At 49.3% G+C, this 26,933-nt stretch carries 19 protein-coding genes and 8 pseudogenes; 8 read left to right on the top strand and 19 right to left on the bottom strand.

Translation table 11 applies throughout. From position 1 onward, the window contains the following. Positions 1–706, top strand: a 706-nt coding sequence (locus J2Y56_RS27300) for a hypothetical protein (protein ID WP_310353901.1), incomplete at its 5' end; no start/stop codon positions are given. On the opposite strand, the gene J2Y56_RS27295 is transcribed toward J2Y56_RS27300, so the two are convergent. The 10 genes and pseudogenes from J2Y56_RS27295 to J2Y56_RS27250 all read right to left on the bottom strand — a co-directional run bounded on the left by J2Y56_RS27295 (position 693) and on the right by J2Y56_RS27250 (position 14,111). Further along, complete coding sequence (locus J2Y56_RS27295; protein WP_310353898.1) at positions 693–1,835, bottom strand: glycosyltransferase; 1,143 nt, start codon at positions 1,833–1,835, stop codon at positions 693–695. The genes J2Y56_RS27300 and J2Y56_RS27295 overlap by 14 nt on opposite strands. Continuing rightward, the gene (locus tag J2Y56_RS27290) at positions 1,832–2,806 is read right to left on the bottom strand and encodes an NAD(P)-dependent oxidoreductase (RefSeq protein ID WP_310353896.1); all 975 of its coding nucleotides are present in this window, start codon (positions 2,804–2,806) and stop codon (positions 1,832–1,834) included. Before J2Y56_RS27290 ends, J2Y56_RS27295 begins: the two co-directional genes overlap by 4 nt. A gap of 951 nt (positions 2,807–3,757) precedes the next feature. Continuing rightward, positions 3,758–5,752, bottom strand: coding sequence for a nucleoside-diphosphate sugar epimerase/dehydratase (locus tag J2Y56_RS27285; protein WP_310353893.1), 1,995 nt, complete (start codon positions 5,750–5,752; stop codon positions 3,758–3,760). Positions 5,753–5,842: 90 nt separating this feature from the next. After that, entirely contained in the window at positions 5,843–6,874 is a 1,032-nt protein-coding gene (locus tag J2Y56_RS27280) for a glycosyltransferase family 4 protein (protein ID WP_310353891.1), read from the bottom strand. After that, a complete protein-coding gene (locus J2Y56_RS27275; RefSeq protein WP_310353888.1) occupies positions 6,871–7,833 on the bottom strand; it encodes an SDR family oxidoreductase in 963 nt (320 codons plus the stop codon). Before J2Y56_RS27275 ends, J2Y56_RS27280 begins: the two co-directional genes overlap by 4 nt. Before the next feature lie 12 nt (positions 7,834–7,845). Beyond that, a complete protein-coding gene (gene wecB, locus J2Y56_RS27270) occupies positions 7,846–8,973 on the bottom strand; it encodes a non-hydrolyzing UDP-N-acetylglucosamine 2-epimerase (RefSeq protein ID WP_310353886.1) in 1,128 nt (375 codons plus the stop codon). Continuing rightward, a complete protein-coding gene (locus J2Y56_RS27265) occupies positions 8,966–9,976 on the bottom strand; it encodes a polysaccharide biosynthesis protein (protein WP_310353883.1) in 1,011 nt (336 codons plus the stop codon). Before J2Y56_RS27265 ends, wecB begins: the two co-directional genes overlap by 8 nt. A gap of 29 nt (positions 9,977–10,005) precedes the next feature. Then, positions 10,006–10,866, bottom strand: coding sequence for an SDR family oxidoreductase (locus J2Y56_RS27260; protein ID WP_310353880.1), 861 nt, complete (start codon positions 10,864–10,866; stop codon positions 10,006–10,008). Between the two features lie 8 nt (positions 10,867–10,874). Beyond that, positions 10,875–12,104: a glycosyltransferase family 4 protein gene (locus J2Y56_RS27255; protein WP_310353876.1), complete on the bottom strand. Its 1,230-nt coding sequence runs from the start codon at positions 12,102–12,104 to the stop codon at positions 10,875–10,877. Positions 12,105–13,019: 915 nt separating this feature from the next. After that, positions 13,020–14,111: pseudogene (locus tag J2Y56_RS27250) on the bottom strand (IS630 family transposase). A 230-nt stretch (positions 14,112–14,341) separates the two neighbouring features. On the opposite strand from J2Y56_RS27250, the pseudogene J2Y56_RS27245 reads away from it, so the two are divergent. Beyond that, a pseudogene (locus J2Y56_RS27245) lies at positions 14,342–14,596 on the top strand (transposase); the annotation flags it as partial. Positions 14,597–14,620: 24 nt separating this feature from the next. Here J2Y56_RS27245 and J2Y56_RS28610 read toward each other — a convergent pair. Together J2Y56_RS28610 and J2Y56_RS27240 are read right to left on the bottom strand one after the other, a co-directional pair. Further along, a pseudogene (locus J2Y56_RS28610) lies at positions 14,621–14,773 on the bottom strand (transposase); the annotation flags it as partial. Positions 14,774–14,787: 14 nt separating this feature from the next. After that, positions 14,788–15,198 carry an IS66 family transposase gene (locus tag J2Y56_RS27240; protein WP_405046890.1) on the bottom strand — a complete coding sequence of 137 codons (411 nt, stop codon included), beginning with the start codon at positions 15,196–15,198 and terminating at the stop codon, positions 14,788–14,790. Here J2Y56_RS27240 and tnpC (J2Y56_RS27235) point away from each other — a divergent pair. Next, positions 15,182–15,961, top strand: a pseudogene (gene tnpC, locus J2Y56_RS27235) (IS66 family transposase); the annotation flags it as partial. The gene J2Y56_RS27240 and the pseudogene tnpC (J2Y56_RS27235) overlap by 17 nt on opposite strands. Positions 15,962–16,015: 54 nt before the next feature. Here the strand turns inward: tnpC (J2Y56_RS27235) and ltrA are convergent. Beyond that, entirely contained in the window at positions 16,016–17,422 is a 1,407-nt protein-coding gene (gene ltrA, locus J2Y56_RS27230; protein ID WP_310353874.1) for a group II intron reverse transcriptase/maturase, read from the bottom strand. Positions 17,423–17,906: 484 nt separating this feature from the next. On the opposite strand from ltrA, the pseudogene J2Y56_RS27225 reads away from it, so the two are divergent. Then, positions 17,907–18,158 (top strand): annotated as a pseudogene (locus tag J2Y56_RS27225) (transposase domain-containing protein); the annotation flags it as partial. Between the two features lie 75 nt (positions 18,159–18,233). Here the strand turns inward: J2Y56_RS27225 and tnpC (J2Y56_RS27220) are convergent. The 6 genes and pseudogenes from tnpC (J2Y56_RS27220) to J2Y56_RS27195 all read right to left on the bottom strand — a co-directional run bounded on the left by tnpC (J2Y56_RS27220) (position 18,234) and on the right by J2Y56_RS27195 (position 22,483). Continuing rightward, entirely contained in the window at positions 18,234–19,802 is a 1,569-nt protein-coding gene (tnpC, locus tag J2Y56_RS27220; protein ID WP_310353872.1) for an IS66 family transposase, read from the bottom strand. Positions 19,803–19,863: 61 nt separating this feature from the next. Further along, positions 19,864–20,079: pseudogene (gene tnpB / locus J2Y56_RS27215) on the bottom strand (IS66 family insertion sequence element accessory protein TnpB); the annotation flags it as partial. Between the two features lie 93 nt (positions 20,080–20,172). Beyond that, a complete protein-coding gene (tnpA, locus tag J2Y56_RS27210) occupies positions 20,173–20,499 on the bottom strand; it encodes an IS66-like element accessory protein TnpA (protein WP_310353868.1) in 327 nt (108 codons plus the stop codon). A 128-nt stretch (positions 20,500–20,627) separates the two neighbouring features. Then, positions 20,628–21,136 (bottom strand): annotated as a pseudogene (locus J2Y56_RS27205) (transposase); the annotation flags it as partial. A gap of 251 nt (positions 21,137–21,387) precedes the next feature. Further along, the gene (locus tag J2Y56_RS27200) at positions 21,388–22,035 is read right to left on the bottom strand and encodes an acyltransferase family protein (RefSeq protein WP_405046889.1); all 648 of its coding nucleotides are present in this window, start codon (positions 22,033–22,035) and stop codon (positions 21,388–21,390) included. Further along, positions 22,019–22,483, bottom strand: a complete 465-nt coding sequence (locus tag J2Y56_RS27195; protein WP_310353865.1) for an acyltransferase family protein — start codon at positions 22,481–22,483, stop codon at positions 22,019–22,021. The genes J2Y56_RS27200 and J2Y56_RS27195 overlap by 17 nt, the downstream gene beginning before the upstream one ends. A gap of 657 nt (positions 22,484–23,140) precedes the next feature. On the opposite strand from J2Y56_RS27195, the pseudogene J2Y56_RS27190 reads away from it, so the two are divergent. The 4 genes and pseudogenes from J2Y56_RS27190 to J2Y56_RS28605 all read left to right on the top strand — a co-directional run bounded on the left by J2Y56_RS27190 (position 23,141) and on the right by J2Y56_RS28605 (position 26,482). Next, a pseudogene (locus J2Y56_RS27190) lies at positions 23,141–23,388 on the top strand (type II toxin-antitoxin system RelB/DinJ family antitoxin). A 352-nt stretch (positions 23,389–23,740) separates the two neighbouring features. Beyond that, complete coding sequence (locus J2Y56_RS27185) at positions 23,741–25,117, top strand: DUF6056 family protein (protein ID WP_310353862.1); 1,377 nt, start codon at positions 23,741–23,743, stop codon at positions 25,115–25,117. Positions 25,118–25,131: 14 nt separating this feature from the next. After that, a complete protein-coding gene (locus tag J2Y56_RS27180) occupies positions 25,132–26,112 on the top strand; it encodes a glycosyltransferase family 2 protein (RefSeq protein ID WP_310353859.1) in 981 nt (326 codons plus the stop codon). After that, positions 26,102–26,482 carry a GtrA family protein gene (locus J2Y56_RS28605; RefSeq protein WP_405046888.1) on the top strand — a complete coding sequence of 127 codons (381 nt, stop codon included), beginning with the start codon at positions 26,102–26,104 and terminating at the stop codon, positions 26,480–26,482. The genes J2Y56_RS27180 and J2Y56_RS28605 overlap by 11 nt, the downstream gene beginning before the upstream one ends. The last annotated feature ends 451 nt before the right edge of the window (positions 26,483–26,933 follow it).

Here is a 26,933-nt window from a genome sequence, read left to right as displayed (position 1 = left end):
TGCAGGTAATGCAGGTAATGCAGGTAATGCAGGTAATGCAGGTAATGCAGGTAATGCAGGTAATGCAGGTAATGCAGGTAATGCAGGTAATGCAGATACCGTCCCCAAGAATATACTCAACACTTCAGAAACAGCATTAAAGCCTAGCCAGAAAGAAACAACCTATGCTCAATTAACCCTCGAACAGAAAAGCAATCTGATAGCTAAGGAAATAAGCAAGTTAATAGTTGATCGCTGGCTCGGCATCGAAGGCGTGCTCGCAGTGACGAGCCACCAAAGCTTAAGCATCCAGCTATTGACGGAGGGACTGGAAGAAGATCCGGCAAAGGGTACCCAAGCAGTCTTCCAGCGTATGTCCTATGCCAAAGCTAAGTATGGACACTTTGAGAACTTCACTTTTATGACAATTCCAGGCCCTATCGCGCTACTCTTTTATAGCGGTAGCCACCTTGTACTTTTCGTCGGCGTTATGCTTCTTTTCTTCCTAGGTTACAGCATCGAACTGGCCACAGGTAAGTGGCTAAGCAATGAAATGACCAATGCAATAGTAGGCGTTGGATTAGCTTACCTTATCGTTCAGATGAATTTTCCGATAGCTTTCTGGTTCTTTATTGTAGAACTTTCAGCATTCTTGGTTGGTCTACTCGCACTGAAATGGACACTTAACAGGTTAACTAAGACAACCTCTAAAGCTACGACTTCGTAGTTCTAACTTTATCAACCCCGATCCGGCCCTCAAAATACTCGATCATTCCAGTGGCAACAACCTGCCAACTATAGTGATCGATGATATACGTTTTGAGGCGATTGCCTTTATTAGCCAGATCGCTTACATCAGAAAGCATTAGCTCGAGCCCCTGGCTGATTCCGACGGCAGTGGGCTCAACCACGTATCCCGCATCAATCGCTTGTACCTCGTCGAACCCACAAGTATCAGTCAGCAGCAACGGCAAGCCAATAATTCCCGCCTCAAGGGCAACGAGTGACATCGCTTCTGATCTGGACGGGATAACCAACATCAACGCGTGTTGATAAGCTTCGTTGCGCTGAGCTTCATTCAGGAAACCAATGAAATGAATCTTATTCGCGAGCGCGCATCCCACGAGTAATAGTTGTAATTCTGTCTGCATGCCAAAATCAGGCCCGGCTAGAACTAATGGGTAAGCTTGCGCAGCTGGGGTAGCAAGATAAGCTTGAAGCAGAAGATCAGGTCCTTTTACAGGCGCCAGTCTTCCCATGAATAGGATATAGGGCTCAAGAGGGAGACTGGCTTGGGTGCGATTCGAAAATAACGCCGGCTCCGATACGGCATTTGAAAATACAGGTATACAGTCTTCTGGCAGACAGGTGATGTCCGCAATGAGCCCCCGTTCAAGCTGAGTGATCGCAATAAAGCCTGCTGCTCCTTTAATCAGTGATTTGCCAAGGAGGGTGTGAAAAAGCTTCATGATCGGTCGCGGCTTTCCGACAGACGCAAACTCACCAGCCGGGCACAATACGTAAGGCGTTTTTGCCAGCCTGGCCAAGAATCCGATAAACACGCTGAGTAAATTCCAGTAACCCATGATATGTATAACGTCAGCGGACTTAATTGCCTTCCACGCCCGCAAAGGATTGACCAATGGGACTGGTAAACGATGGCCAATCCGTCCCGTAATGTAAGTCTCTATACCATTAGCATCGAATTCTGATTGCCAAGAGTCGCCGGCCATGGCGATGACTTCACAGGAACAACTTGCCCTCTCGGACAAAGCCTTTGCCAAATGCCGAGTACGCTCAGCCGTACCTCCTCCGCGCTGAGCATCAAGCGAAATGTTAACCAATAAGATCTTCATGCGTTCGTCCTCAAATATTGAACGTAACTATCAAGGCGACTAGTAAATTGCGCACGATCCAAAAAACCCAGTTCGGATAAACGAGTGTCACAAAAACGTCGCATTGGATCAGAATTACTAACCCTGCGTACATTCAAAATGTAACGAAGGACACCGGGAGGAAGGTAAGGTATCCGAGAAAAAACCGGCCGACCGAACGCTTTCATCAAGCAGTCCTGAAGGTAGGCAAAATTATTATCGGGCGCAGAATCTTCGGTGACGACAATGATTTCACCCTGGAAATTTGTTTCCACGGTAGTTACAAAAAGTAAAACTTCGACTACTTTTTCAACGCTGACGAGATGCATTCTACGGGCACCATACAACGATCGACGTAGAGCTAGTTTCCAATGAGGAGCACTCGAAACCTCTTTTACGAACGATACGATATTCAGCCCTCCCACACCAAATACCGCTCCCAGCCGTAAAACCAACACCTCAAAATGTTCGGCCGCTTCAGCACGTACGAGCGTTTCCGCAGCTGCGTGCTCTTGCTCATAAGGTGTCATGGGTACTATAGGAGAAGCTGATGTACAGATACTGTCCTGACTTGCTCCAAATACGTCGATACTTGAAACATGGATATAGCGCTTAACGCAAGCGTCGCGGCAAGCCAGAAGCACGTTCTCAATCGCTGGCAAGAACCAACCCGATCCGTCTGGGCGAAGTAAATTCAATACGGTACAGCCAGGAGTCAATATCACCGCCAACGAAGCGCTATTTTCTACTTCGAAGCGCTGAACGTGTATCGATGAGTCAGCCAACCAAGCCGGTTCGTTCCGATGCACCGCAAAAATAACCTCGAAAGAGTTGCTGGTAGCCAACAGTGCGTTGAGAAGATGATGGCCCACGAAACCAGTGCCACCAATCACAACAAGTCGCTGCATAACGCCGCTCACCCCGGACCCACTGTCATTTTTTACACTATTCAAGACCATTCTTTCCTATAACTGACGACTAGATGACGTCCGTAGAATCGACAAGATTACTCTACCAACCGGTACGAAAATTCTACCATCAACCCTAATAGAACTGTGGTGACTAAAAGCATCAAAGCGATGTGTACCTGCGTAGGTTAACCTCCCCCTACCTGATAATTATATCGCGCGTTAGATAATACGCGATAGCATGGGTTAAATAGATAGCGTAAGATCGAGCAAAAAAAAAGCACGAAATTCGATGCATTGGTTCTAAACTCACGACATAGTTTTTTTGAAGGACGCGATTACAACTAGAGCAAATACTGCCAAAACACAACTGCAAAACAAAGAAAACCACTCTCGCTGAACGAACACTTTCGCCACAACGCTCTAACCGATACATATTAAAAATATGTATCAGTCAGACCATCACCAAGCAACCAAAAACTTCAACTTTAAAAAACAGCAGTGCGAGAACACGCCCTACAACATTACTGCTGGCCATAGTCTGGATTATCGGTTGAGCAACATACTTTGTCGACCGTAACAATATTGAATCACGCTGCTGAAAAAGGATCTGGCAGATAAAAAACTAGAGATGCAGATGAATAGATTCGCACCACCACTCAATCAAAATACCGATAAAGATAGCGTCCAAGCGGGTATCAACTCACCTAAATAGGTGTCATCGTCATTCCGATTGCGCAAATTTTTAGCGCTTCGATATTGATATTTTTCTCATTCTGATCGTCGCTTGCAGTAATAGCACTGTTAGCCTACTACCTAACTCGGGTAAGTTATTGTCACTTCAATAAACGTTGCGAGGCGCCCCCCATTTATGGCACACCTACTGCCCGGCATGCCTCACGCTTCCACTAGATGTCTGGCGAGCAGTTCCACGCTGGCAGAGCTACAAATATGGGATTCACGACGCGACCCTACTCCCCAATCCATATTTCATGTTCAGGGCTCAAGTCGACGTTGCTGATAGATCCAGTCAACGATTTTTCCATCCGGCGCGTAGCCCTGGACAGTTTCACGCAGCAATTGACGGACACGAGAGTAATCATCCTGCTCAACTGCAGCCAGCAGCTCGGTAAGCTTGACCTTGAGCACATCCCAAGCCAGATGATCCTCGTTCGCAGTCATGATCATTGGGTGCTGCGTTGCAGCTACGTTATCCCCAATCAGCAATTCTTCGTAAAGCTTCTCTCCTGGGCGTAGGCCAGTGAACTCAATAGAGATATCGCCATGGGCGTTTTTGTCTGAACGGACACTTAAACCGGACAGATGAATCATTTTTTCCGCCAGTTCAACAATTTTTACTGGCTCCCCCATGTCTAACACAAATACATCGCCGCCCTGCCCCATAGAGCCGGCTTGAATGACCAGTTGTGCGGCTTCGGGAATAGTCATGAAGTAACGAGTGATCTTCGGGTGCGTAACTGTTAGTGGACCGCCCGACTTGATTTGCTTATGGAATAAAGGAATAACCGAACCTGAGGATCCCAGAACGTTACCAAATCGGACCATCGTAAATCGAGTTTCATTAACCGTAGAAATACAAGCTTTATCGCCAAACAACACCGGCTGGGCTTCTTTACTTAATGCCTGAAGTGTAAGCTCGGCAAGCCGTTTCGTACTACCCATTACGTTGGTGGGTCGAACTGCTTTGTCAGTGGAGATCAACACAAAGTTCGAGACGCCTGCCTGCAAAGCAGCTTGAGCTGTATTAAGAGTGCCTATCACATTATTTAGCACACCCTCGGCAATATTGTGCTCTACTATAGGGACATGTTTATAAGCCGCAGCATGATAAACAGTGTCTACACGCCAAGTTTTCATCACATCCAAAAGTCTTTGCGGGTTTCGAACCGACCCTAAAATTGGTAGCAACTTTACCGACAAGGATTCACGAGTAATTCTATGCTCTAGCTCAGAAAGAATACTGTATAGGTTAAATTCGCTATGTTCGAACAACAACAGGACGGTCGGACGCAGTACCAAAATTTGCCGGCACAACTCGGAGCCTATGGAACCGCCAGCACCAGTGACAAGGACTACCTGTCCCTTGATACAATGCTCAAGCAGATCCTCTTGAGCAGGCACTGCATCACGACCCAACAAGTCGGCAATATCCACTTCTTGGATATCATCGACCTTAACCCTCCCACTTGCCAAGTCCATGAACCCAGGCACACTACGGACGTGAAGTGGGTAACTCTCAAGCAAACTGAGAATCTCACGACGACGACCACGAGACGATGAAGGAATCGCCAGTAGAATTTCTTGCGCGCCAGTAGCCTCGATCATCTGTTGAATATGCTTGGGTTTGTAGACCTGCAATCCGGAGATAATACGACTGGCAATACTGCTATCGTCATCGATAAAGGCGACAGGACGCATGATCCGCCCCATTCGCAACGCTGCAACGAGCTGATTTCCGGCAGCTCCAGCCCCGTAGATAGCTACTTTGGGCAAACCATCATCACGATTGGTGAAAGGGACATGTTGAACCGCAGTGTACCAATCACCAAGGAAAAACTGACGCATTGCAAGCCGCAAACCACCAATCATGATCAAATTCAACCACCAGTAGTTAAAAATGATTGACCGAGGTATGACATTTTGATGGTTGCTGTACCAATAGACGACAACTCCGAGAATTAAGGATGAGAGACTGACTGCCTTAATGATTGCGATAAGAGCGTCATTCCCGAAGTAGCGCATAACAGCGCGATACATGCCAAAGCGAATAAAGAGGGGAATGGCAATGACTGGGGCACTCAAGAATAGCCAAAGGTGCTGAGTAAAAGGATTGATCAAATCATCAATTCCCAAGCGAACAACAAATGCCATCCAGAGGGCTAGCCAGACAAGGACGATGTCTACCGTCACCTGAATAAGTCGTTTACTTCGGCGCGGAAGACCTAATAGCAAAGCTCGGAACTTATCCATACCCCTACGAACACCTCTCACCACACTTTTATTAGTCAGACACTTTGAGTGCCACATTCGCATACAATCAACACTTTACACCATCAAGCCTCAAACACCTGTGGATGGCGTCTTTTCTAACTCCCCTGCGTGAAACATTATGGCCAGGGCGATTAGAGGCAAGTAGGAAATCATCAACCCGAGCGCTCCATCAAGCCCAAACTTTGTTACGCAGATTCCGATAGGTAACAACCAAAACAGGTTAATACCTCCAACCGCAAGCGTGACTGGCAAGTGCTTTCCAGCCATTCGCGAAGCATACTGATAAGCATGGCTGCGGTGAGCTTCGTAAACCTTGTCTCCTCGAAGCATCCGACGTAGCAGTGTAAATGTCGCATCGACAATAAACACGCCCAAGAGAATAAGCCATACCCAAAGTAGCTGCGATGAAACCCAAGCAGCCTGTAACGAAATCGTTCCCAGGGCGATACCCAAAAACCCGCTTCCCGCGTCTCCCATAAAAATACGTGCAGGAGGAAAATTCCAAAAGAGAAACCCGGCAACGGCCATTGCCAGTATCAAAGGAGCCCATAAAAGCTCAGTAAATCCGCCAAGCCAGTAAAGTAAGCAGGCCCCGAAGCAAGCACACAAAGCCTCGATACTAGCAATACCGTCAATTCCATCCATGAAATTGTAAAGATTTAGCATCCAGACCAAGTAAATGACCCCAAGAAGGTGTCCGGCCCAGCCGAGATCGACTGTCCACCCCATAACACTGACAGAAGGAAGCCCACCAAACCAGAACAACGCCCAAGCACCAGCAATGAAATGACCAAGTAGGCGCCATCGAGCGGCTATATGCCCATGATCATCCATAAAACCGATGACCGCTACCAAACCTCCAGCACCGCCTAAAGCCCCTAGGGCTTCCCAGGGAACTAGATTTGCCCACCCCAATAATGGTAGTGAGATCAGGAAAGCAACTACGATCGCGACCCCTCCGCCCCGCGGAGTCGGAACCGAATGAGAACTACGTGCGTTGGGTATATCAATAATACTTAAAGCAAGCGCATAGCGACGCAACCCCGCAGTAAGACATAACGAAGTAATGGCCACAGCAGGAATCAACCACCAGTAAATCATTGTTTGCGACTCTCTTTAAAGTGTGTAGCCGCCTCCTTCAAGGCTGAATCCACCGAAACTACTGGTTTCCAGCCTAAAATTTCGCGAGTCTTGCTTATATCTACCCGAAGCGATCCACATAGTCGTTGCGACAGATCTGACTTCCCAAGAAGGCGAGCGCCCAAGCGAAGTATCCATACCGGCACAGGAATTAGACGTGCAGGCTTGTCCAACGCACGCGCCATTCTCCGCAATAGTTCAGATGTCGATAAGTCTTCACCGTCACTTACCAAAAAGGTTTGATTGGCAGCCGCAGGATGCTCCGTACATAAAGCAATAAGGTCAACCAAGTTATCTAACGCAACAAGGCTTCGACTATTTCGAATCGCGCCAAATGGTAAAGGAACACCCTTATCAAGCCATTGCATCATCTTCAAAAAGTTCGCCTTAACACCAGGCCCATAAACCAATACAGGTCTGATTATTACAACCTCCATCCCCGTCCTTTCTGCAATAGCTTTCAGCCCTAATTCCGCTTCCATTTTGGAAACACCATACGGATCTAGAGGTGCAGGCTCTGCCTCAGGCGAGTAAGTATCATTCGTTGTCGTGCTCTCTCCATTGACCTTTATTGAGCTTATAAAAACGAAACGACGAACACCAGCTGAAGCCGCTTGCTCAGCAAGCTTTAGCGCCCCATTGACATTAACTTCTCTAAATGCCTCCAGAGGATCTAATGCTTGATCGTTCATAACATGAACTCGAGCCGCCGCATGGACGATAACATCCATTCCAATCAAATTTGGCGTCCAATCCACAGAAGAGGAAAGTTCAAAATTTTTTAGTATGCGCACCGTGACAGGACAATCGATAGACTCACGATGCGCGGCTGCAAAAACCTTAACGTTTTTTTTGTTTGCTAAAACCTTAAGCAGCCTACTACCAACAAATCCAGACGATCCCGTCACCAATACGCGCATGCACCTGTCCTTTTATGCCTTTGACCATACGGTACGATTAATATAGTCCGTATAACTATAGATAACTCGTGCTATCTGTTTTGAAACTGGGCCGCCAAGATAGTCCGGTACAACAGGAATGACACGAGCCCCACGGTCATGCTGGCTTGTCACAACCCGCACTGCATCCAGCACCCGGTCAACTTTTAGCCCGCACATGATGAGCGTTCCCTCATCCATTCCCTCGGGGCGCTCATGGGCATTACGAATTGTAACCGCCGGTAGGTTCAACAACGAGGCCTCCTCGGTAATAGTTCCGCTGTCAGATAGGACACAAAACGACCCCATCTGCAACTTGATATAATCCAGCAAACCAAATGGCTTAACAAACCGAATCAACGGATGCTCAAAGGACTCGCCCAATGCTTCAAGACGTTTACCCGTGCGTGGATGCGTAGAGACAATAACTGGAAACCCATAACTATCGGCCAATGAACGAAGCGACTCTAGGAGATCAATCAAGTTTTCAGGTGTATCGACATTTTCCTCACGGTGAGCACTGACTACAAAAAACTTGCCATCCTCAAGTTGCTCACGCTCCAAGATATTAGATGCCAATATTTTCGGCATATAGTGATCAAGAACTTCCGCCATGTGCGACCCGGTTTTAATGATCGTTTCAGGCCTAATACCTTCATCTAAGAGATACCGACGAGCATGCTCGGTCAAAACCAGATTAATATCACTCAGATGGTCAAGAACCTTACGATTCAACTCCTCGGGCACTCGCTGATCAAAGCAACGATTGCCTGCCTCCATATGAAAAACCGGAATTTTTCGACGTTTAGCCGCGATCACAGCCAAGCAGGTATTAGTGTCTCCATACAACAAAAGTGCGTCAGGCTTTTCCAGTTCGAATATCGCGTCTGACTTCGAGATAACATCAGCAATGGTCTGTGCAGCTGTCTCACCCGCAGCACCAAGAAAATGGTCAGGCTTTCGAATTTCAAGATCATCAAAAAAAACCTGATTCAACTCATAGTCATAGTTTTGACCAGAGTGAACGAGAACATGATCAGTCTGTTTGTCCAACTCTGCAATAACGCGACTCATCTTAATAAGTTCGGGCCGTGTTCCCACCAGCGTCATTACCTTAAGCATCTAATTGCTCCTTAATGAAATCCAACTTTAACAAAAGCTCTTTAATGGCAGGAACATCCAAACGCTCGGTATTATGCGAAGTATAGTCATCCAACTCAGAAATATTTTGCTCGCCTTCGACAAAAAATTTATTGTAATTAAGATCCCTATTATCAGCAGGAATACGATAGTACCGCCCCATATCCTCAGCTTTAGCCATTTCTTCACGTGAAATTAGTGATTCGTACAGCTTTTCGCCGTGACGAGTACCGATGACTTTGATTGCGTTATCGCCCAGGAACAGTTCTTTAAGAGCTTGAGCCAAATCAGCAACAGTGGATGCCGGTGCTTTTTGAACAAATATGTCACCTTGCTCGGCATGCTCAAATGCGTGAAGAACCAAATCTACAGAGTCATCAAGTGACATCAGGAAACGCGTCATACTTGGATCTGTAACAGTCAGCTCATCACCGTCTTTAAGTTGTTTGACAAAAAGGGGAATTACCGACCCCCGCGATGCCATTACATTTCCGTAACGGGTAGAGCAGATGACAGGCCCAGTTTCAGGAATGATCCGGGACTTGGCAACCACAAGCTTCTCAGCCATAGCCTTGGAGATACCCATTGCGTTAATAGGGTATACGGCCTTGTCAGTACTAAGAACTACGACTCGACTGACATTATTGGCAATAGCCGCATTGAGTACGTTTTCAGTACCAATTACATTGGTTTTAACGGCCTCCATCGGGTAAAACTCACAGGATGGGACTTGTTTAAGCGCCGCGGCGTGAAATATGTAGTCCACACCGACCATCGCCTGGGAAACACTAGCATAGTCCCTGACATCGCCGATATAAAATTTGACTTTGTCATTACCTAACGCTATTCGCATGTCTTCCTGTTTTTTTTCATCACGACTAAAAACACGAATTTCCTTTACATTTGTATCGAGAAAACGCTTGAGAACCGTATTTCCAAACGAACCAGTCCCCCCCGTTATCATCAAAATCTTATCATCGAACATATTGATCACCACAGATTAAAAATGGAGATTTAACGGCTAGCGCGCATAGCTTCAATTAGGTCAGGCCACTGTGGGGGTACATACCCTGTAGCCGTTCGGAACCGAGACGAATCTAATGACCGATCAATTTGTATCTGCTCATCTGGGACAATGCTAATTTCTTTTTGATAAATCCTGGCGACATGGCGCAACAATGTCAGCTTATCGATTGGCTCTACGGAGACATGGTATAGGCCTTGGAGGGCGGGCTGCGGGATTACAAAATCCAGAATGACGCGAGCCAGTTCGACCGTTGGCAACCCGGAAAAAATAGCTTTTGAAAACCCTTTGACAGAACCGGATTGCGAAAGGAACCAGTCAATGAGCGACGATTGGCTATTTAGTTCATGTCCGATAATTGAAGTACGAAGTGTAACGACATGCGACTGGTCAAATATTTCTCCGATATACTTAGATTTCCCATACAAATCTTCAGCATCAGAAATATCGTTTTCCTTATACATACCTTTTCGACCGGAAAAAACACAATCAGTACTAATATGTACTAAGCGACTCCCAATCAAAGCACATAGCCTGGCCAGCCGATGGGGCAACATTGCATTAATGGGCAATACAGACAATGGGTCTTTTGCGGAGTTTAATTGCTTAATCAGCCCAATACAATTAATTACAATATCAGGCTTAGACCGAACAAAGACATCAACCAAAGAATCTTGATCAAGAACATCAACGCCCGAGATCAAATCACCTTTAACGACTTCCCCATCAAAACTATCAATCGCTTTCGCATTACGAACTGTTCCAACAACACTCAACTCAGGTGAACAGCGGAGCACTTTGAAAACAGCATTACCCAGCATACCTGTTGCACCCAAGACCAATACACGCATTTCAGCACCTATTTTCTGTTTAGACGCGCAGTCAAAATATCGATCAATCGACCGCTTTGAAAATCCATATCAAAATTTTCATTAAAATACTTTAATCCTGCCACCCCCATTTTATCACGCTCAACACTTGAGCTCTCCTTCAATGCTAAAATGGTTGCAGCCAACAACTGACCACTTGCGGGAGGGCACACCAACCCCGCCCCAGAATCACTGATCACCCGAGCCCCTTCACCTCTTAAGGCCGCAATAATTGGGCGACCGGCGGCAAGATAAGCCTGAATTTTGCTAGGTATAGTATAAGAGAAAATTTCCTCATCATTCAGAGAAACCAACAATGCCGCAGCACATTCAAATATTTCAGGCATGGCATCCGCTGGAAAGCGACCAGGCAACACCAGGTTATCCAGATGAAGTGATTTTTTTTGACTAGCCACCCATTCGAGCATGCTGCCACTGCCGACAATGAATATCCTCAATCCTGCTTCTTGCTTTAATAACGACGCGGCCTCAACAATACTTTCCATTGACTGAGCTGTACCAATATTACCCGCAAACACCACGCTGAAATGGCTCTCAAGCTCACTTTTCAGAGCTCCGGGAATAACATTCCCTACAACTGAAGAATTTTTCATATCTATTGAGTTTGGAAAATAAACCAGTTTTTCTAAACTAGCGTACTTTTTTGTGGGTTCAAAAAACGCCCGAGACTGCAGCAACAAAGTATCACAACACTTATAAATGCCACGAACCACATGCCCCACAGACTTGATCACCCACGACTTTTTAACAAATCCCGTCGCAGAAAGACTTTCCGGCCACAAGTCTTGTACCCAGACGGCTAAGTGGGCCCCTTTGAGCCACTTCAAGAGAATTGCGGGTATTACCTGGACAATAGGCGAAGGGGCAAAAACTATGATCACATCGATTTTTTCCCCCCTAAGGAGTTTAGGAAAATACCAAAGCCCCATCACGACAAATGAAAAGTAGTTCAATAATAATTTTTTGGCCCCTCCCTTGCCGCGAGGATAAACTGGCACACGAACCACATCGATCAACGAGGAATAACGTTCATACTGCACTCCCTTGGCGCTGTAACCGTCATAAATATCCCCATCCGGATAATTGGGTTTGCCTGTGGCAACCGTTACTTCATGACCCTTACCAGCAAGCTTGATCGCCAAGTCATTGATTACAAATGACTCAGGCCAAAAATATTGGGATATCAGTAAAATACGCATACAACCTCATAAAACCAGTTATATAAGTTCGTTACCTGCAACAACTTCATCGCGTGAAAATTTTCGTAACACCTGAACTACCCAACCGCAAACATAAAAAACATTAAGCAAGCAGGAGAGCTACCCCCCCTATAGCTCTCGACAATCGACACATAAACACCGAATCAGCGCAAATTGAAGACGAAAGGGAAAAAACTGACATGTAAATACCCACAAGACAAAAATTCTCCTCCAAAAGATAACAAGGTTTCTGGCTGACGTCGACTGTCACTTCAGGACGACCTGCGATTTCAAGGCTATCGTTTGTCAGAAATATATCAGTCATACTTCAATGAATTTATTGTAAGTATAAAGCAGGCACTATTAATAACATCTTCCTTTTTACCCACCCCGTTTTTCCTCCATGAGCACAATGCATGAGTACCAGCTGAAAAGGTGATGGTTTTGACCGTTTCCGCTCAGTAGTTAAACCTTACCACAACGGGGCAACGGCAAAGCGTGCCCATACACCTTCACAGCCACGTCTCAAGCGCACAGCGGTGTTACTAAGATCCGGACCATGAAAAACATTTGTCACAGATTACGATGGTCATAAGTGACGCACCAGCCTGGCTTATGAAAACCAAGAGCTCCCCTCCAGACGCTTCGCGCGAATGGAACTCATCTGCGGCGTTTTTCAAGGTAGTTGTTGCGTCTACCACATAACTTTGCTGTTATGTTCTCGATCTGCTGCTCCCTAACCGACTTCAGCATTACCGCTCCTATCGGCACCCAGCTACATGTCTGACCTGAGCAGCGCCCGGGGCATTTCTCTCGGGCTCGCCCGTACAGCTCAATCGCCGCGCGCGAATCTGATTATCCAGTCCTGAATGTCGCTCTGTAGGTACCAAAAAGCAGATCTAGTGGCCCGAGCGGTTAGTCCATTAATTTATTTTTTATCACGCTCAGCTTCGCTTTGTGTACCGAGCTGATAATGGCTTCAGCTGTTTTATTCCATTTGAACGGCTTGGCTGAGTACTCATTGTGAGCCTCGATGAATTGGCGGATAGCTGTCTTCAGGTCGGCAACGCTGGTGAAGGCCCCCCGGTACAGCGCTCGCCTTTCCAGTTGTGCAAACCAGCCTTCCACTGCGTTCAACCAGGACGCACTGGTCGGTGTGAAGTGCAATTTGAAACGCGGACGTTTTTCCAGCCACTGCTTGATTGCGGCCGTTTTGTGGGTAGAGCTGTTATCCAAGATGACATGCAGATCCAGTGCCGCCGGTGTGCTGCGATCAATCTGGTGCAGAAAGGCTAAGAATTCCCGGGCGCGATGGCGTTGCGTGATCCGGCCGATGACTTGGCCGGTCATGATGTCGAATGCCGCGTACAGACTCGCTGTTCCATGGCGCTTGTAATCATGCGTCCGACGCTCGATTTGCCTAGGGCGCAAAGGCAACATTGGCAGGGTGCGATCCAAGGCCTAAATCTGAGTTTTCTCGTCCACAGACAGCACCAAGGCGTTGTCTGGCGGATTCAGATAAAGCCCGACCACGTCGACCACCTTGTCGGCAAAATGCGGATCGTTGCTGATTTTAAAGGTCTTCAGACGATGGGGTTTGAGGTCGGAAGCAGCCCAGACCTGACGCACCTGCCAAGTTGTGACCCGCGCATACTTGGCCATCAGGCGAACACTCCAGTGAGTCGCCTCCTTGGGTACTCGCCGGGTAGTGAGTGTGAGGATCTCGTTGACTTTTTCGGCCCCGAGTTTGAGCGGCTGACCACTACGTGGCAGGTCGCTCAAGCCTTCGACGCCCGCCTCTAGATAGCGTTTTCGCCACTTGAATACTGTCGGCGGCGTGACCTGCAACTGCTCGCTGATGACCTTGGGTGTCAATCCATCCGCCAGTAGAAGCAGGATACGTGCACGTAGGGCGAGACTCTGTTCCAGCGTACTCATACGCAACCAACCTTGCAGGACAACGTGATCAGAAGGCGTTAAAGCGAAGGGGGAAGTCGCTCGGGCCATGCGCATAACCAAGTCATGATATGAGGCGCATAGTATATTCACGACCAACATATAAATAAATGGATTAACCGCTCATGCCGCTAGCTACTATAAATTGTCATTGCTTATCCTCAGTCGGACACAGGACGTGCGTGATGCCCAGTTCGTACATCTTGCTTGGTGAACGAGCCCCATGAAAGACAGGACACCGTTTCCCCCTTACGATAAGGGATAGGCAAACGGTTATGTTTATGACTAACAGCAACGATAAGAGTGGGGAGCTTTTGGGTCAGGAGCGGCGTCGCCGCTGGAGCCCGGAGCAAAAACTGGCCATGGTTCGCGAGAGCCTGCAACCGGGGCAAAGCGTCTCGGGGGCGGCTCGGCAGAATGGCGTTAATGCCAACCAGCTGTTTCAGTGGCGCAAGCTCTATCAGAGCGGCAGTCTCTCGGCCGTCAGTGCTGGCGAGAGCGTGGTGCCTGCTTCCGAGCTGGCCGATGCGCTCAAGCACCGGCTGGCTTTGTTCCTGGCGACCAATAAAACGCTGTTCATCGCTGGCGTCCTTGAGTTCGAGCACGATGCCATACAGCACGTTGATCATCGCCAACGCAACATCGGCACGTCCAGTCTTGCCCTTGGGTTGCACTTTCTGTGCGTCGACAAACTTGCGTCGCACATGCGCCATGCACGCCAGCCGCTCTACGCCGGGTGCAACGCCAAGGCGTTATAGCCGGCGTAATCGTCGGTCATCACATAGCCGCGATAATCGCCCAGCAGGCGCAACGGCACCTCCTGCGCACGGCTGGTGGTGTAGTCAAAAAGGATGACGGGGCGCTCAGGTGGATCACTGGCTTGCACCCACATCCAGGACTGGCTGGTTGGGTCTCGATCCGGCTCTTTCAGTACCTGGAGTCTTGTTTCATCGCAGTGGATGACCGGACTTTCCAGTAATCGGTCGCGCATTAAATTCAGCAAGGGCTGCAAGTGTTCGCTGCACTGGATGACCCAGCGCGCTAAGGTTTGTCTTGGTATATCCAAACCGTGTCGACTCAGTACGGTTTCGAAACGATGCAGCGGCAGACCGTCGACGTACTTGGTGGTTAAGAGCATGGCCAGTCCCAGTGTGTTGGCGATGTTGCTGACCACCAAATACGTCGACGGTCTGCCGCTGCATCGCTTCGAAAAAGTACTCGGTCGTCACGGCGTCGATATCCCGCGTCAAACCTTAGCGCGCTGGGTCATCCAGTGCAGCGAACACTTTCAGCCGCTGCTCAATTTGATGCGTGACCGGCTACTGGAAAGTCCCGTGGTTCACTGCGATGAAACTCGGGTACAGGTGCTCAAAGAACCGGATCGAGACCCGACCAGCCAGTCCTGGATGTGGGTGCAAGCCAGCGGGCCGCCGGATCGAAAAGTTGTGTTATTTGACTACACCTCCAGCCGTGCGCAGGAAGTGCCTCTACGCCTGCTGGAAAGTTATCGCGGCTACGTGATGACCGAAGATTACGCGGGTTACAACGCGTTGGCATTGCAGCCCGGTGTTGAGCGATTGGGGTGCATGACTCATGCGCGGCGCAAGTTTGTCGACGCGCAGAAAGTGCAGCCCAAGGGCAAAACCGGGCGTGCCGATATCGCGCTGACAATGATCAATAAGCTGTACAGCATCGAGCGTGAACTCAAGGATGTCAGCGATGAACAGCGTTTTATCGGTCGTCAGGAGAAGAGCCTGCCGATCCTGGGGCAATTGAAAAGCTGGCTGGATAAAACACAGTCCCAAGTGACGCCGCAAAGTGTGTTGGGTAAAGCCGTGAATTATTTGGCCAACAACTGGAGCCGTCTGGAGCGCTACGTGGAGGCCGTTTTTTTACCGATCGGTAGAGTCGGGATGTGGCGCGGTGGCTTGCGCTCCGTTTCCACACCCCGCTCGTCAAACCGGACGTGCGCTACTAACGCATCCGGCTTTCGTCCGAGATCGATATGCCTTCGCACTCGACACATCGGCCATTCGCGCAGGCAACTGATGCAGGCCTAGCTTTCCGTATAGGAACGCATCCGGGTATAGACGGTACCCAGAACGGCCTCGTCGCTTATGCTTCTTGACCAACCAGCGTCGGATACGGCGCTCGGTATAGCGTTGCAGGATTCGATAGTGCTTGAGCACAGGCCCTTGGTCGAAGTAGCCAGCCCAGCCTCGAAGGATCGAGTTGAGTTCGGCTATCCGGTGCTCTACCGCGTCCCACGTCATACTGATCGCCGTTTCGTCATGGATTTTTCCAATAATCGACTTCATCGCCCCTTTCGAAGGTGGAGTGCCGATATAGGCTTTCCCATGACGGTCGTATTGCCTGCCCAGGTTGTACCCCAGAAAGTCGAGTGACTGTTCCGAGAGTTTCACCAGCGCCGTTTTCTCTTCATTGACGCTCAGCCCCAGCCGCGCCATCAAGCCACTCATCAGCACCATTGCCTGCTCTCCACTGCCGGGGCGGCAGCAGATCACCATATCGTCCGCGTAATTCACAATCTTTGCATGCAGACGTTTGGCGTAGCCAAATTTTTCCCAGGCAAGAATGAAGCGCCTGAAGTACACATTGGCCAACAGCGGCGAAATCACCGATCCTTGGGCGCTGCCACGGTGCGTGTGCTTGGCTTCGTTGGTGCGTCGAAGCTTACCGTCAATGAGTTCGATAACGGCCACCTCAAGCCATTGCTTGATCAGCCGCAACACCCTGCCATCCGAGATACGCCGAGCCAGACATTTCATCAAAGGCCCGTGTGGAATGGTATTGAAATAGTCACGAAGATCCGTATCGACAACGTCTCTCAACCCAACCCTCGCAGTGTAATGGTGCACCTGTCTCACGGCTTCCTTGGCATCTCGACGAGGTCTGAAGCCATACTGTGATGGCTGCATATCCGCTTCGAAAATTGCTTGGAGTGTGAGATTGACGGCCATTTGAACAACGCGGTCTCGAATGCAAGGAATACCCAAGGAACGAAGTTTGCCGTTCTTTTTGGGAATCCATACCCGCCGCAGGGGCTGAGGACGATATCCGCCCGACCGCAGCTCCTCGCGTAGCTGAGCCAGCCACTCCATAGGCCCTATGTTTTCAATGTCTTCGAATCGCTGACCATCCACACCGTGGCTGCCTCGGTTTGCGCGGCAACGTTGATAGGCGATGACCAATACATCGATTCGATAGACTTTGTCCCACAGGCTGTAGAAGCGAAAATCCGGCTCTGTCTTAGCTTTCACATACAGGGCACGCTGTAGTTTCCGAACGCGATTTCTCACCTGGGTTAATAGGCTTGGAGCCAATCCCATCGTTCTTACCACTTTGTACTCCTCTCTTGAACCAGGGCTCCTTTCCTACTCCGGCATTACCCGGCCTCAACGGTACTACGAGCCCATCCGCCACCTGTCCGAGCCAGCGCCCTCCCTCACGGGCGCACTGTTTGTATGGCCGTGTCTAACGGCCACTTCACCCTGGCAGGCTTCCCCTGTTTCGTATGAGTTCTCTTCTGTACATGCCATCACCACTACCCCGGCGGCAGTGCCAAGTTCGTCTGACGCTCGATCCCTTAGCACTATCAACCTTCCCCGTTATTATGGCGGGTCGGCTACCGCAAAGCCTTTTCGGGGCCTGCTCGGTGTTCGCTGCGCGCTACGGCCTGCACAGTCACTGACTTCCTAAAGAAGCCTTTTCTTCAGATACTTCAGCCCATTCGCTGCCTCCTGAACTGCTCCAAAGTGCTTCCGGCCGGAGCGACAGTAGCCGGGTGGGATTCGCACCCACTGAACTCATACGCCTTGTCAGGGCGTACACAACAACGCGGCGGAGCGCGCGATAAAGCCGTTTGTAATCGGGCGCAAGGCATGGCTGTTCAGCGACACGCCCAAGGGTGCCACCGCCAGTGCGCAGATCTACAGTTTGGTCGAGACCGCCAAGGTCAACGGCCAGGAGCCTTATACGTGGCTGCGCCACGTACTGGAAAGACTGCCGCAGGCCCAATCGGTTGGGGACTACGAAGCCTTGCTGCCATGGAACTGCTCGCCAGAGATGTCACGGTAAACATAAAGCCCACTTCTTAGAAGGTGGGGTTTATGGATCGCATACGTATGCGTCCGGGCATCACGCCTTGCGTAACTAGACCGGTTGCCAGTTATGCGGCAGCAATTGCTCGATCTCACTCGCCCGCTGCGTTGGCAGACGCGTGAGTACATCTTTCAAATAAGCATACGGATCATGCCCATTCAGCCGCGCTGACTGGATGAGGCTCATAATTGCCGCCGCCCGTTTGCCGCTGCGCAACGACCCTGCAAAGAGCCAGTTCTTGCGTCCAAGAGCCCACGGCCGTATCTGGTTCTCAGCCCAATTATTGTCAATGGGTACGGCCCCGTCATCGAGGTAGCGCGACAGCGCTGACCAGCGTTTCAGGCTGTAATCCAGTGCTCTGCTGATAGCCGAGCCTTCAGGCACGAGATCACGCTGGGCCATCATCCAGGCATGCAGCATATCCATCACCGGTACGGCTTTTTCCTGCCGTATTCGGTGCCGTAAATCCGGCTCCAGGTCGCGCACTTCACGCTCGATTTCGTAAAGCAACTGGATGTAGCGCAGCGCCTGCTCGGCGAGCATGCTCTTGTTGGTCGCGTGCAATTCGAAGAACTTGCGCCGTGCATGGGCCATGCAGCCGATCTCGGTCACTCCGAGTTCGAAACTGGCCTTGTAGCCACCAAAATCATCACACACCAGCTTGCCCTTCCAGTCTTGCAAGAAGTTGCGAGCGTGCTCACCGGCGCGGCTGGGGGTGAAGTCGTAAACCACCGCTGCCAAGTTCGAGAACTGGCTGGTGGCGTAGGCCCAAACATAAGAGCGGTGGGTTTTCTTTGAGCCCGGCACGAGCATCTGCACGAGTGTTTCATCGGCATGAATAACCTGCTGCCCAAGCACTACGTCGCGCAGTGCATCGACCAGAGGTTGCAACTGCACCCCGGTCACACCAACCCATTGAGCCAAAGTTGAACGTGGAATCGCCAAACCGGCACGACCGAAGATCGATTCCTGACGGTAAAGCGGCAGATGGTCGGCAAACTTGGCGATCATGACGTGGGCAAGTAACCCGGCAGTCGGGATTCCCTTGTCGATGACCTGCGCCGGAACCGGCGCTTGGATCAGCGTTTCGCAGTCATCGCAGACCCACTTGCCACGGATATGGCGCTCAACGGTAAACACGCCGGGCGTGTAGTCCAGCTTTTCGCTGACATCCTCACCGATACGCTTGAGTGCGCAGCCACATGGGCAGTGAGTGTTGTCCGGTTCGTGATGGATTAGCGTGCGTGGAAACTCTGCCGGCAAAGCAGTGCGCTTGGGCTTTTGCTTTTTCTCGGTCGGAGCCAACACTGTTTGCAAGGCTTGAAGCTCTGCTTCAATCGCCGCGATATCGGTATCGATCAGGTCATCGAGCAAGCTGGCCTGCTCAGGATTCATCTGCTCGCTGCGCTTGGCAAACTTCAAACGCTTGAGTTGTGCGATCTCGTGGGTGAGCTTCTCGATAACCGTTTGATCGCGGTTGATCTTCTTGCCCATCGTCTCGACCGTCTTACCCAGTGTGTCGACTTGATGGTCGAGCGTCTCGACACGCTGTATCAACTGCGCCGCCAAAGCGCGCAGTTGTTCAGGGGTAAGGTGGTCGAGATTGGGAAGCGAAGTCATGGCGCCGATTTTGCCAGAGCAAGCAGTTCGCGACGATAGACCGATAGGCTAATGGCAGCCGTTAAAGCAGTGTGATCGCACCGCCGGAGCCGGTGCGTTGCCATGGCAGACCCAACACCAAAGCCTGAAGTTGTTCGGTATCCAACTCCATTTCAGAGCCTCGGCGAATGCCCGGCCAATGGAACTTGCCTTGGTTCAAACGCCGAGCCGCCAGCCAGATCCCGAAGCCGTCATGCACCAGAACTTTCATGCGCGTGGCGCGGCGGTTGGCAAATAGATAAGCACAGTGCGATCACCCTGGCCAGCGCGGTGTCGGTGCCCGCTCGCATGTCCATCGGCTCGGTGGCGAGCCAGATGGAGTCAATGCGGATCACAGAGCAAGCCCTCGGACAAAGCGGGCGCATCCGTTAGGGTCTGAAGTTGGCCACTTCACGGTGATCGATTGCTCGCCAAGTGGCAGCTCAATGATCGCCGACACTCCAATCTTTTGTTTTGGTTCGACCGGCGTGACTTTCATAGGAATAAAAGCCGGTAGCGCGACGGCCTGCTGGTCACGATAAAGCGGTATCCACCGGCGAACGACATTAGGGTTGATCCCGTGCCTGATCGCAATAGCCGCCACGGAAACGCCGGGCTGCGCGCATTCCTGGACGACTTGGTTTTTGAAGGATTTCGGGTAGGACTTACGTTGGCGCATGGCGATCCTGACGTTAAGGGTAATTGCGTCCGCTTAAAAATACGCGGACACAATCACCCTTATTGGCAGGGCTCGGAAGGTGTGTTCACCGGCCCCTTACTCGCATACGGTTCAAGTGGGCGTTGCTACCAAGTGCAGACTTCTTCCAAAACATCATCGGTGACGGAGCTGATGAAGTCATGGGAAACGCCTGTCCCGTATGGCTCCGAGAGAAATGCCCGAATCTCGCGAACGCTAATGCCGCGGGCATACATGGCAACGATCTTGTCATCGAAGCCTTTAAAGCGTCGCTCGTGCTTGGGAATCAGGATTGGAGCAAAGCTACCATCGCGGTCTCTGGGAATGTCCAGGAGCGGCGGGCCGTCATCGCCCAGTACGGTCTTGCTGCATTTACCGTTACGCTGGTTGCTCGATTGCTCGATTGCTCTGGGCGCTACTCGCCATGATGATAGCCAAGGTAGTAGCCAAGTTCGGCACCCAAGGCTCGTTCAATCAGTGCCTCTTTGAACGCCATTGAAGCATCATCAATAGCCTTGGCACTCATTAGGCCGCTGACGAACTGGTCAATAAGCTCTTTGGGAATGGATGGAAGGGCCACGCGGGGCCTCTCGGGCCAGTTTCTTTGGTCGATATACATGCACCTCTTCAACATGTTATGCCCGACCACTAAATTTATGACAGACCCACTGAGCCGATGCCCCCCCCCTATACCTTGCCTTACTACCACAGCTCAACGGGAAGACGCTGATTTAAGTGATTGAATACGTTGGCATGTACAAGAACATCCTGACGTTACCGCGAAAATCCGCCTACTCAAATACTCTGCGCTCATCAACTGGAGCAAGACCAACGGACAAACTCTCGAGAAGCCGTTGATCGGGAGAAGCTCTATAAAACAGCAGAGGCCACTCTCTCACCCTGTCCGCGCAACCTAAAAAATAACTGTTGCCCGGGCTTTTCGACAAACTGATAGGTGAAAGCGGAAACAATAATGATCATGGTCATGGTCATTAGACTGGCACAAAAAAATCCCGCAAGCCCGCTCCCGACAGTGGACATAACAAATGCATAAATGCCATGTTCACTAAGTATCTGAATAATAGGAAACTGAACCAGATAAATACTGTAGCTGATCAAGCCAAACCACCGAGTCACCTTATTGTCGAGCCAAATCGGAAAACCCACCGTTGCTAAAAAAACCATTACCAGAGATGCCAGCGAAAGAAGTATCTCTTCCGGTAAAGAACTCTGCATTTGGAACCACAAAATGGTTGCTATTAAAGTCAATGAAAATATTACACCACTAACTTGCTGGACACCAATGCTCCGAGAATGTATCGGAAAACGGTTGCGAATATGAAAAATAAATAACCCAACAACAAAATACTGCGCATGAGAAAGGAAATATAGTAATCCAAATACGCGCAGTTCCCCGCCAACAAATTGGGTAAAGTAAGACCGCCCCATAACTGCAATCGTACACAACAGAAGCCATGCCGCCAATGCGCTACGCCACCCCCTAATCAATGCTATCAAAAAAGGGAAAAACGCGTAAAAAATCCATTCTACGCCGATAGACCAGCCCCCCCCCAATCAATCCATCATGCTTGCCTGGCACAAAGGGGAACAGAAAACTCGTAGTCAGCAACAAGTCGAAACCGCCAGGGACGCTGCGCCCCATGACTATCGTATAAAGCACGCCAAACAGCAGAACGAAGTAGAACAACGGAGCAATCCTGAAAAAACGCTTCAGGTAAAAGTTTCGCATAGCCTCAATGCCAGTCAGCCGACTGTAGTAAGCATGAGCCATCGAAAATGCACTGAGCACAAAGAAAATTCGTACAAAAAAATCGAAACGACCGACTAAAGCCATCCCAACCGAATGAATAGGGATCCCAGACAGATAAAGTACGTGAAAGAACACGACGCCTATAGCCGCGATCCCCCTCAATACATCAGGCCCATGAATACGTTCTGCGCCCATTACGACCTCACCATTGAAATTATTTTAGAGCGCTCGAAACATGCTAATAATGACATCAGCATGCCTAAAGGGGAGGCGAAGTAGCTATATATCCGGCATACCTCAGGCGCCGCCCATTTTGAAAACGGCGAATCAATCTAAAATGCTTAGATCACCCACTCACCTCTGTGGTTTTGGCCCGTGCAGCCACCTCGCTGCGGACACCTACCCACATTAACTGATGCACCTCTCCTGCACTCGCCAGTAAACGCCTACGCACCATCCACAGGTTAGACAGTGCAAACAGCGTCACCAGCTGGGCCGCGAAATTACCACGAACGGCACATTTTTTCACGGACAATTGCAACTATCTTGGCTCATAGGGCATGCTATGATCACAGAATCGTTACGCAGCCAAACCTCACCTAGCCATACGAATTGGATCTCCTATAAAGATCGAGACGCGTTAATAGCCGTTGCATACAGCCCTCTCCGCAGATCATATAGCTCGCCGAATGGGGCCTCATCTGACATTATCGACAACGAAGTCACACCTTTGCAAGTGTTTGACTCAACCCGGAGCGCATCCACTTCTACCATTCATCCGCTTCGTTAACCTTGAAAAATTACTGCTGCAATGCCATTGTAATGACAGATGTCTTTACAGGAATGCGCAAAATGGCCTCAATCAATGTTCGTGTGGACGACGATCTGAAAAACCGCGCTTATCGCGAACTGGAACGCTTGGGTGTCACGCCTTCTGAACTCATGAACTCATGCGTCAAGCCCTACAATACGTTGCAGAGCGTGGCCAGCTCCCATTCCGACCTGTTCTCATGGCAGAAGAAGATAGGACCCTCATAAACACCGTACTCGAACGTTTGACTTCACCGCAGCGCGTCAAGGTGCCGCCGGATGACCTATAGCTTTGAATTCGATCAACGTGCGCGGAACGAATGGCACAAATTGGAAATACAATCCGAAAGCAACTCAAAAAAAGCCGGCTGAGATCTTGGAAAATCCCCGCACTGAGGCCAACCGCGTGCACGAATTTCTAAGCTGCGCAGGCTATCACACGTTTTACAAAGGGTAAACCAATAGGTTGTCGTTTACGTGGGTGCTGTCGATATACGTGAAAATAAAGTTGCTTACCGAAGAGCATCTGAACGGCCCAAATGAAGCTTGCCTTCTTTTAACGACGTTTATATAGATGCGGATACCGCCTCGTAAGTTACACTAGAAAATGAAAATAATTTTGGCTCGAAATCGGGAAAAGGCATGAAAGAATCTAGCATAGTCGAGCATCAGGACTTTACTAAGCAAAATATAGCAATGAGCATGGAGTTATGGATATTTGTTTTATTCACTCTGCTAATGTTGCTCAGCGCATTGACTTTCTCAATTTCACCAACAAATGGAGAAGATTACGCCCTGAGCAAGCCGTTCACTAATGCCAGTATTTTCGAACGTGCAAGTTGGGCAATTGAAAGATCCATACTACAATCGACGCACTGGAATGCCCGGCTGGGTGAGCAGCTGGCTATCTTCTGGATGGCGATGCCAAGAGTTTGGTTTTCTATTGCGAATTTGATCTTCATGTCCTTACTTGCATTTCTATTGGCTCTGTTTGCCACTCCTCAGGAAAAATGGAACCGCAATACACTGATGCTATCGAGCTTACTGGTGATTGCTGCATTTTTTTTGCTATGGCCACGATTAGAGATTTTTTTCTGGCGAACCACAGCAGCAGGTTATCTCCAACCACTGGTCATGACTCTACTACTGCTACTACCCTTTTATTCATCACGAGCTTGCCAACTACTACTCAGCACCTGGCCTAGCACGGCATTACTTGTACTGCTAGGGCTGCTTTGCGGACTATCCTTCGAGAATGTACCTCCAGCACTTCTTCCTTATATGGCACTCATCACATGCCTGCACTTTAAGGAAAAAACTGAGTTTCGAATACAGTTGGGCTTGATGGTTCTGATCTATCTACTGGGTTGGGCACTTCTGATGATTGCACCCTCTACTCATACGAGGACGGCCTATTACATCAGCGCGTTGAACATTCCGCCTCCTTCGCTTGATTATTTTCTCCAGCAAATATTGGCTGTATCACATGCCTTTGTAGCTGTATCAGCTCCGCTTCTAGGCGCTCTGATCACGGTGCTGCTGATCAGTCTCTTTTTAAAGACTAAATCTTGGCGCCAGCCAGCTAGATTTTACTTACTATTAGTGCCTGCTGCGCTCTGTATCGCATCCGTCGTAAAAGCCCCGTATATAGAGCCGCGAGCCTTTACCCTTGCTTGGACCATACTGATAATACTGATCGTGAGGTTCGCGTACGAACTATTGCAACAATTACCTATACGATGGGCGCAGGCGGTAACTATCTGCCTTGGAATTGTGAGTATAGGGCTAGCAGCTCAAGTTTTTTCCGAATACCTCGACTACTCAAGACAAGTTTCTAGACGCATAGATTTTATTATGGAAAAACAGAATTCAAATGAGTGCAAGGAAGGGCTTTCAATTCAGATTATCCCGAGCAATAGCGATATTCGACTATTAAACAACCGCGAAGATTGGGTTGCAAGCAACTTGCCTCAGGTCAGCCAATACTTCAATTGCAAACTGCGCCTTAGCGCACCATAAAAGGGAGGCAACTCATGCCAGCAGGAGATATAAGGGTAAATATGCAGAACAGAAAGCTAATATCCCTAGTTATTCCTTTTTATAACGAAGAAGCCAATATCGAAGCTACCTTAGCCGAAATAACTCGTCATATTGACACGCAGCATTATCGTTGGGAAATCGTCGCAATCAACGATGGCAGCAGTGATTCAACATTGGAAAAGTTAAATTTTAGTGCATCTAAGAGCTTTGAGTTAGTTATTGTCGATTTATCACGTAACTTTGGCAAGGAAGCTGCATTATCGGCAGGTATTGAGCAGGCAAGAGGTGATGCGATTATTCCGTTGGACGCAGACCTGCAAGATCCCCCTCAAGTGATTGGCCAATTGCTGGAGAAATGGGAAGAAGGCTATGACGTGGTGCTCGCTAGGCGAGTAGATCGCTCAAGTGACAGCTTAATGAAGAGAACAACCGCCGGTGCTTTTTATTCTGTTATTAATAGATTTTCAGACGTAGAGATACCTCACAATGTCGGTGATTTCAGGTTGATGGACCGCAAGGTCATAGACGTGCTGAAGTCACTTCCAGAGCATCGCCGTTTTATGAAAGGTCTTTTTGCCTGGGCTGGATTTCGCACCACTAGCATTGATTATACCAGGCCGAAAAGAACACTGGGAGATACCAAGTTTTCCGGCTGGAAACTATGGAACCTTGCCTTGGAAGGCATCACCTCTTTCTCTATCGTCCCGCTTAAGATATGGACGTATATAGGATTATTAGTAGCGCTTTGCTCCTTCATTTACGGAGGAATCATTGTAGTTCGCACACTAACCTTAGGTGTCGAAGTCCCCGGCTACGCTTCGCTGGCCTCGATAATCCTATTCATGTCAGGGTTACAAATGATAGGGATGGGCATACTTGGCGAATATGTAGGTCGAACCTACCTGGAATCAAAACGGCGCCCAGCTTACATAATTCGGTCAGTACAAACCAAGGTTACTCGTTGTGATTTATAACCAGCAGCTTCATAGGTTTTTAAGATTTGCCTGCGTCGGGATTTTTAATACAGCCATACATTTATGCATTGTTTTTTTGTTAGTTGAAAAGCTATCTACTCAGCCCCCGTCGGCCAATGCTGTAGCTTTTTTGGTAGCAAACATTGCATCTTATCTACTTAATTCGACGTGGACCTTCCGAAAAAGAACATCATTTGCAGGTTACTCAAAATTTTTCATAGTCAGCTTAGTGGGCCTAATGATTTCTTGGGGGTGCGTGTTCAGCAGCGAATTGCTAGGCTTGCACTACGTAGTTGGAGTATTGGTGTCGGTGGTTTTTGTCGCAATAATCGGTTATTTCCTCAATAAACAATTCGTTTTTAACACATAAACTGGATTCCAAGCTAAGAAAATTTAAACAAAATGACGTAGCCGACCTAAGGAAGGTCTGAAGTAGTCACCGATGTTTTGATCCCCCTTCATTGGGCGCTCAAAAAATCGGTGACCTGCCAAAAATCAGGCTTTGGCTGCGTATTCCACGGCCATCTGGCCACTGATTCCATGAACATCCGGCCACCTATTCCACGGTGATTCGGTCGCGGTAGGAATGGCAGTCACCTGCCACCCCCCGCACAGATCCGTACATGCAGAATTACCGCATACGGCTCCTGCCTTGGGTTTTGACGCCGAAGCGGGTTATGGGATACGGATGCATTGGTAACTCTCGTGGATAGGGTATGAACAAACGTATGCGATCCATAAACCCCACCTTCTAAGAAGTGGGCTTTATGTTTACCGTGGCATCTCTGGCGAGCAGTTCCATGGCAGCAAGGCTTCGTAGT

Source organism: Pseudomonas sp. BE134, assembly GCF_031456105.1.
Taxonomy (GTDB): domain Bacteria; phylum Pseudomonadota; class Gammaproteobacteria; order Pseudomonadales; family Pseudomonadaceae; genus Aquipseudomonas.
The sequence above is the reverse complement of the archived record's forward strand: the minus strand, read 5'-3'. Positions and strand labels throughout refer to the sequence as shown.

What these genes read in the sequence shown, in the direction of transcription:
- J2Y56_RS27295 (WP_310353898.1), bottom strand. Translation starts at nt 1,835, where the DNA reads ATGAAGATCTTATTGGTTAACATTTCGCTTGATGCTCAGCGCGGAGGA.
- J2Y56_RS27255 (WP_310353876.1), bottom strand. Translation starts at nt 12,104, where the DNA reads ATGCGTATTTTACTGATATCCCAATATTTTTGGCCTGAGTCATTTGTA.
- J2Y56_RS27180 (WP_310353859.1), top strand. Translation starts at nt 25,132, where the DNA reads ATGCCAGCAGGAGATATAAGGGTAAATATGCAGAACAGAAAGCTAATA.
- J2Y56_RS27285 (WP_310353893.1), bottom strand. Translation starts at nt 5,752, where the DNA reads ATGGATAAGTTCCGAGCTTTGCTATTAGGTCTTCCGCGCCGAAGTAAA.
- J2Y56_RS27185 (WP_310353862.1), top strand. Translation starts at nt 23,741, where the DNA reads ATGAAAGAATCTAGCATAGTCGAGCATCAGGACTTTACTAAGCAAAAT.
- J2Y56_RS27240 (WP_405046890.1), bottom strand. Translation starts at nt 15,198, where the DNA reads ATGCTCTTAACCACCAAGTACGTCGACGGTCTGCCGCTGCATCGTTTC.
- J2Y56_RS27265 (WP_310353883.1), bottom strand. Translation starts at nt 9,976, where the DNA reads ATGTTCGATGATAAGATTTTGATGATAACGGGGGGGACTGGTTCGTTT.
- tnpA (WP_310353868.1), bottom strand. Translation starts at nt 20,499, where the DNA reads ATGCGCCAACGTAAGTCCTACCCGAAATCCTTCAAAAACCAAGTCGTC.
- wecB (WP_310353886.1), bottom strand. Translation starts at nt 8,973, where the DNA reads ATGCTTAAGGTAATGACGCTGGTGGGAACACGGCCCGAACTTATTAAG.
- J2Y56_RS27275 (WP_310353888.1), bottom strand. Translation starts at nt 7,833, where the DNA reads ATGCGCGTATTGGTGACGGGATCGTCTGGATTTGTTGGTAGTAGGCTG.
- J2Y56_RS27195 (WP_310353865.1), bottom strand. Translation starts at nt 22,483, where the DNA reads ATGGGCGCAGAACGTATTCATGGGCCTGATGTATTGAGGGGGATCGCG.
- J2Y56_RS27280 (WP_310353891.1), bottom strand. Translation starts at nt 6,874, where the DNA reads ATGATTTACTGGTGGTTGATTCCTGCTGTGGCCATTACTTCGTTATGT.
- tnpC (WP_310353872.1), bottom strand. Translation starts at nt 19,802, where the DNA reads ATGACTTCGCTTCCCAATCTCGACCACCTTACCCCTGAACAACTGCGC.
- J2Y56_RS27260 (WP_310353880.1), bottom strand. Translation starts at nt 10,866, where the DNA reads ATGCGTGTATTGGTCTTGGGTGCAACAGGTATGCTGGGTAATGCTGTT.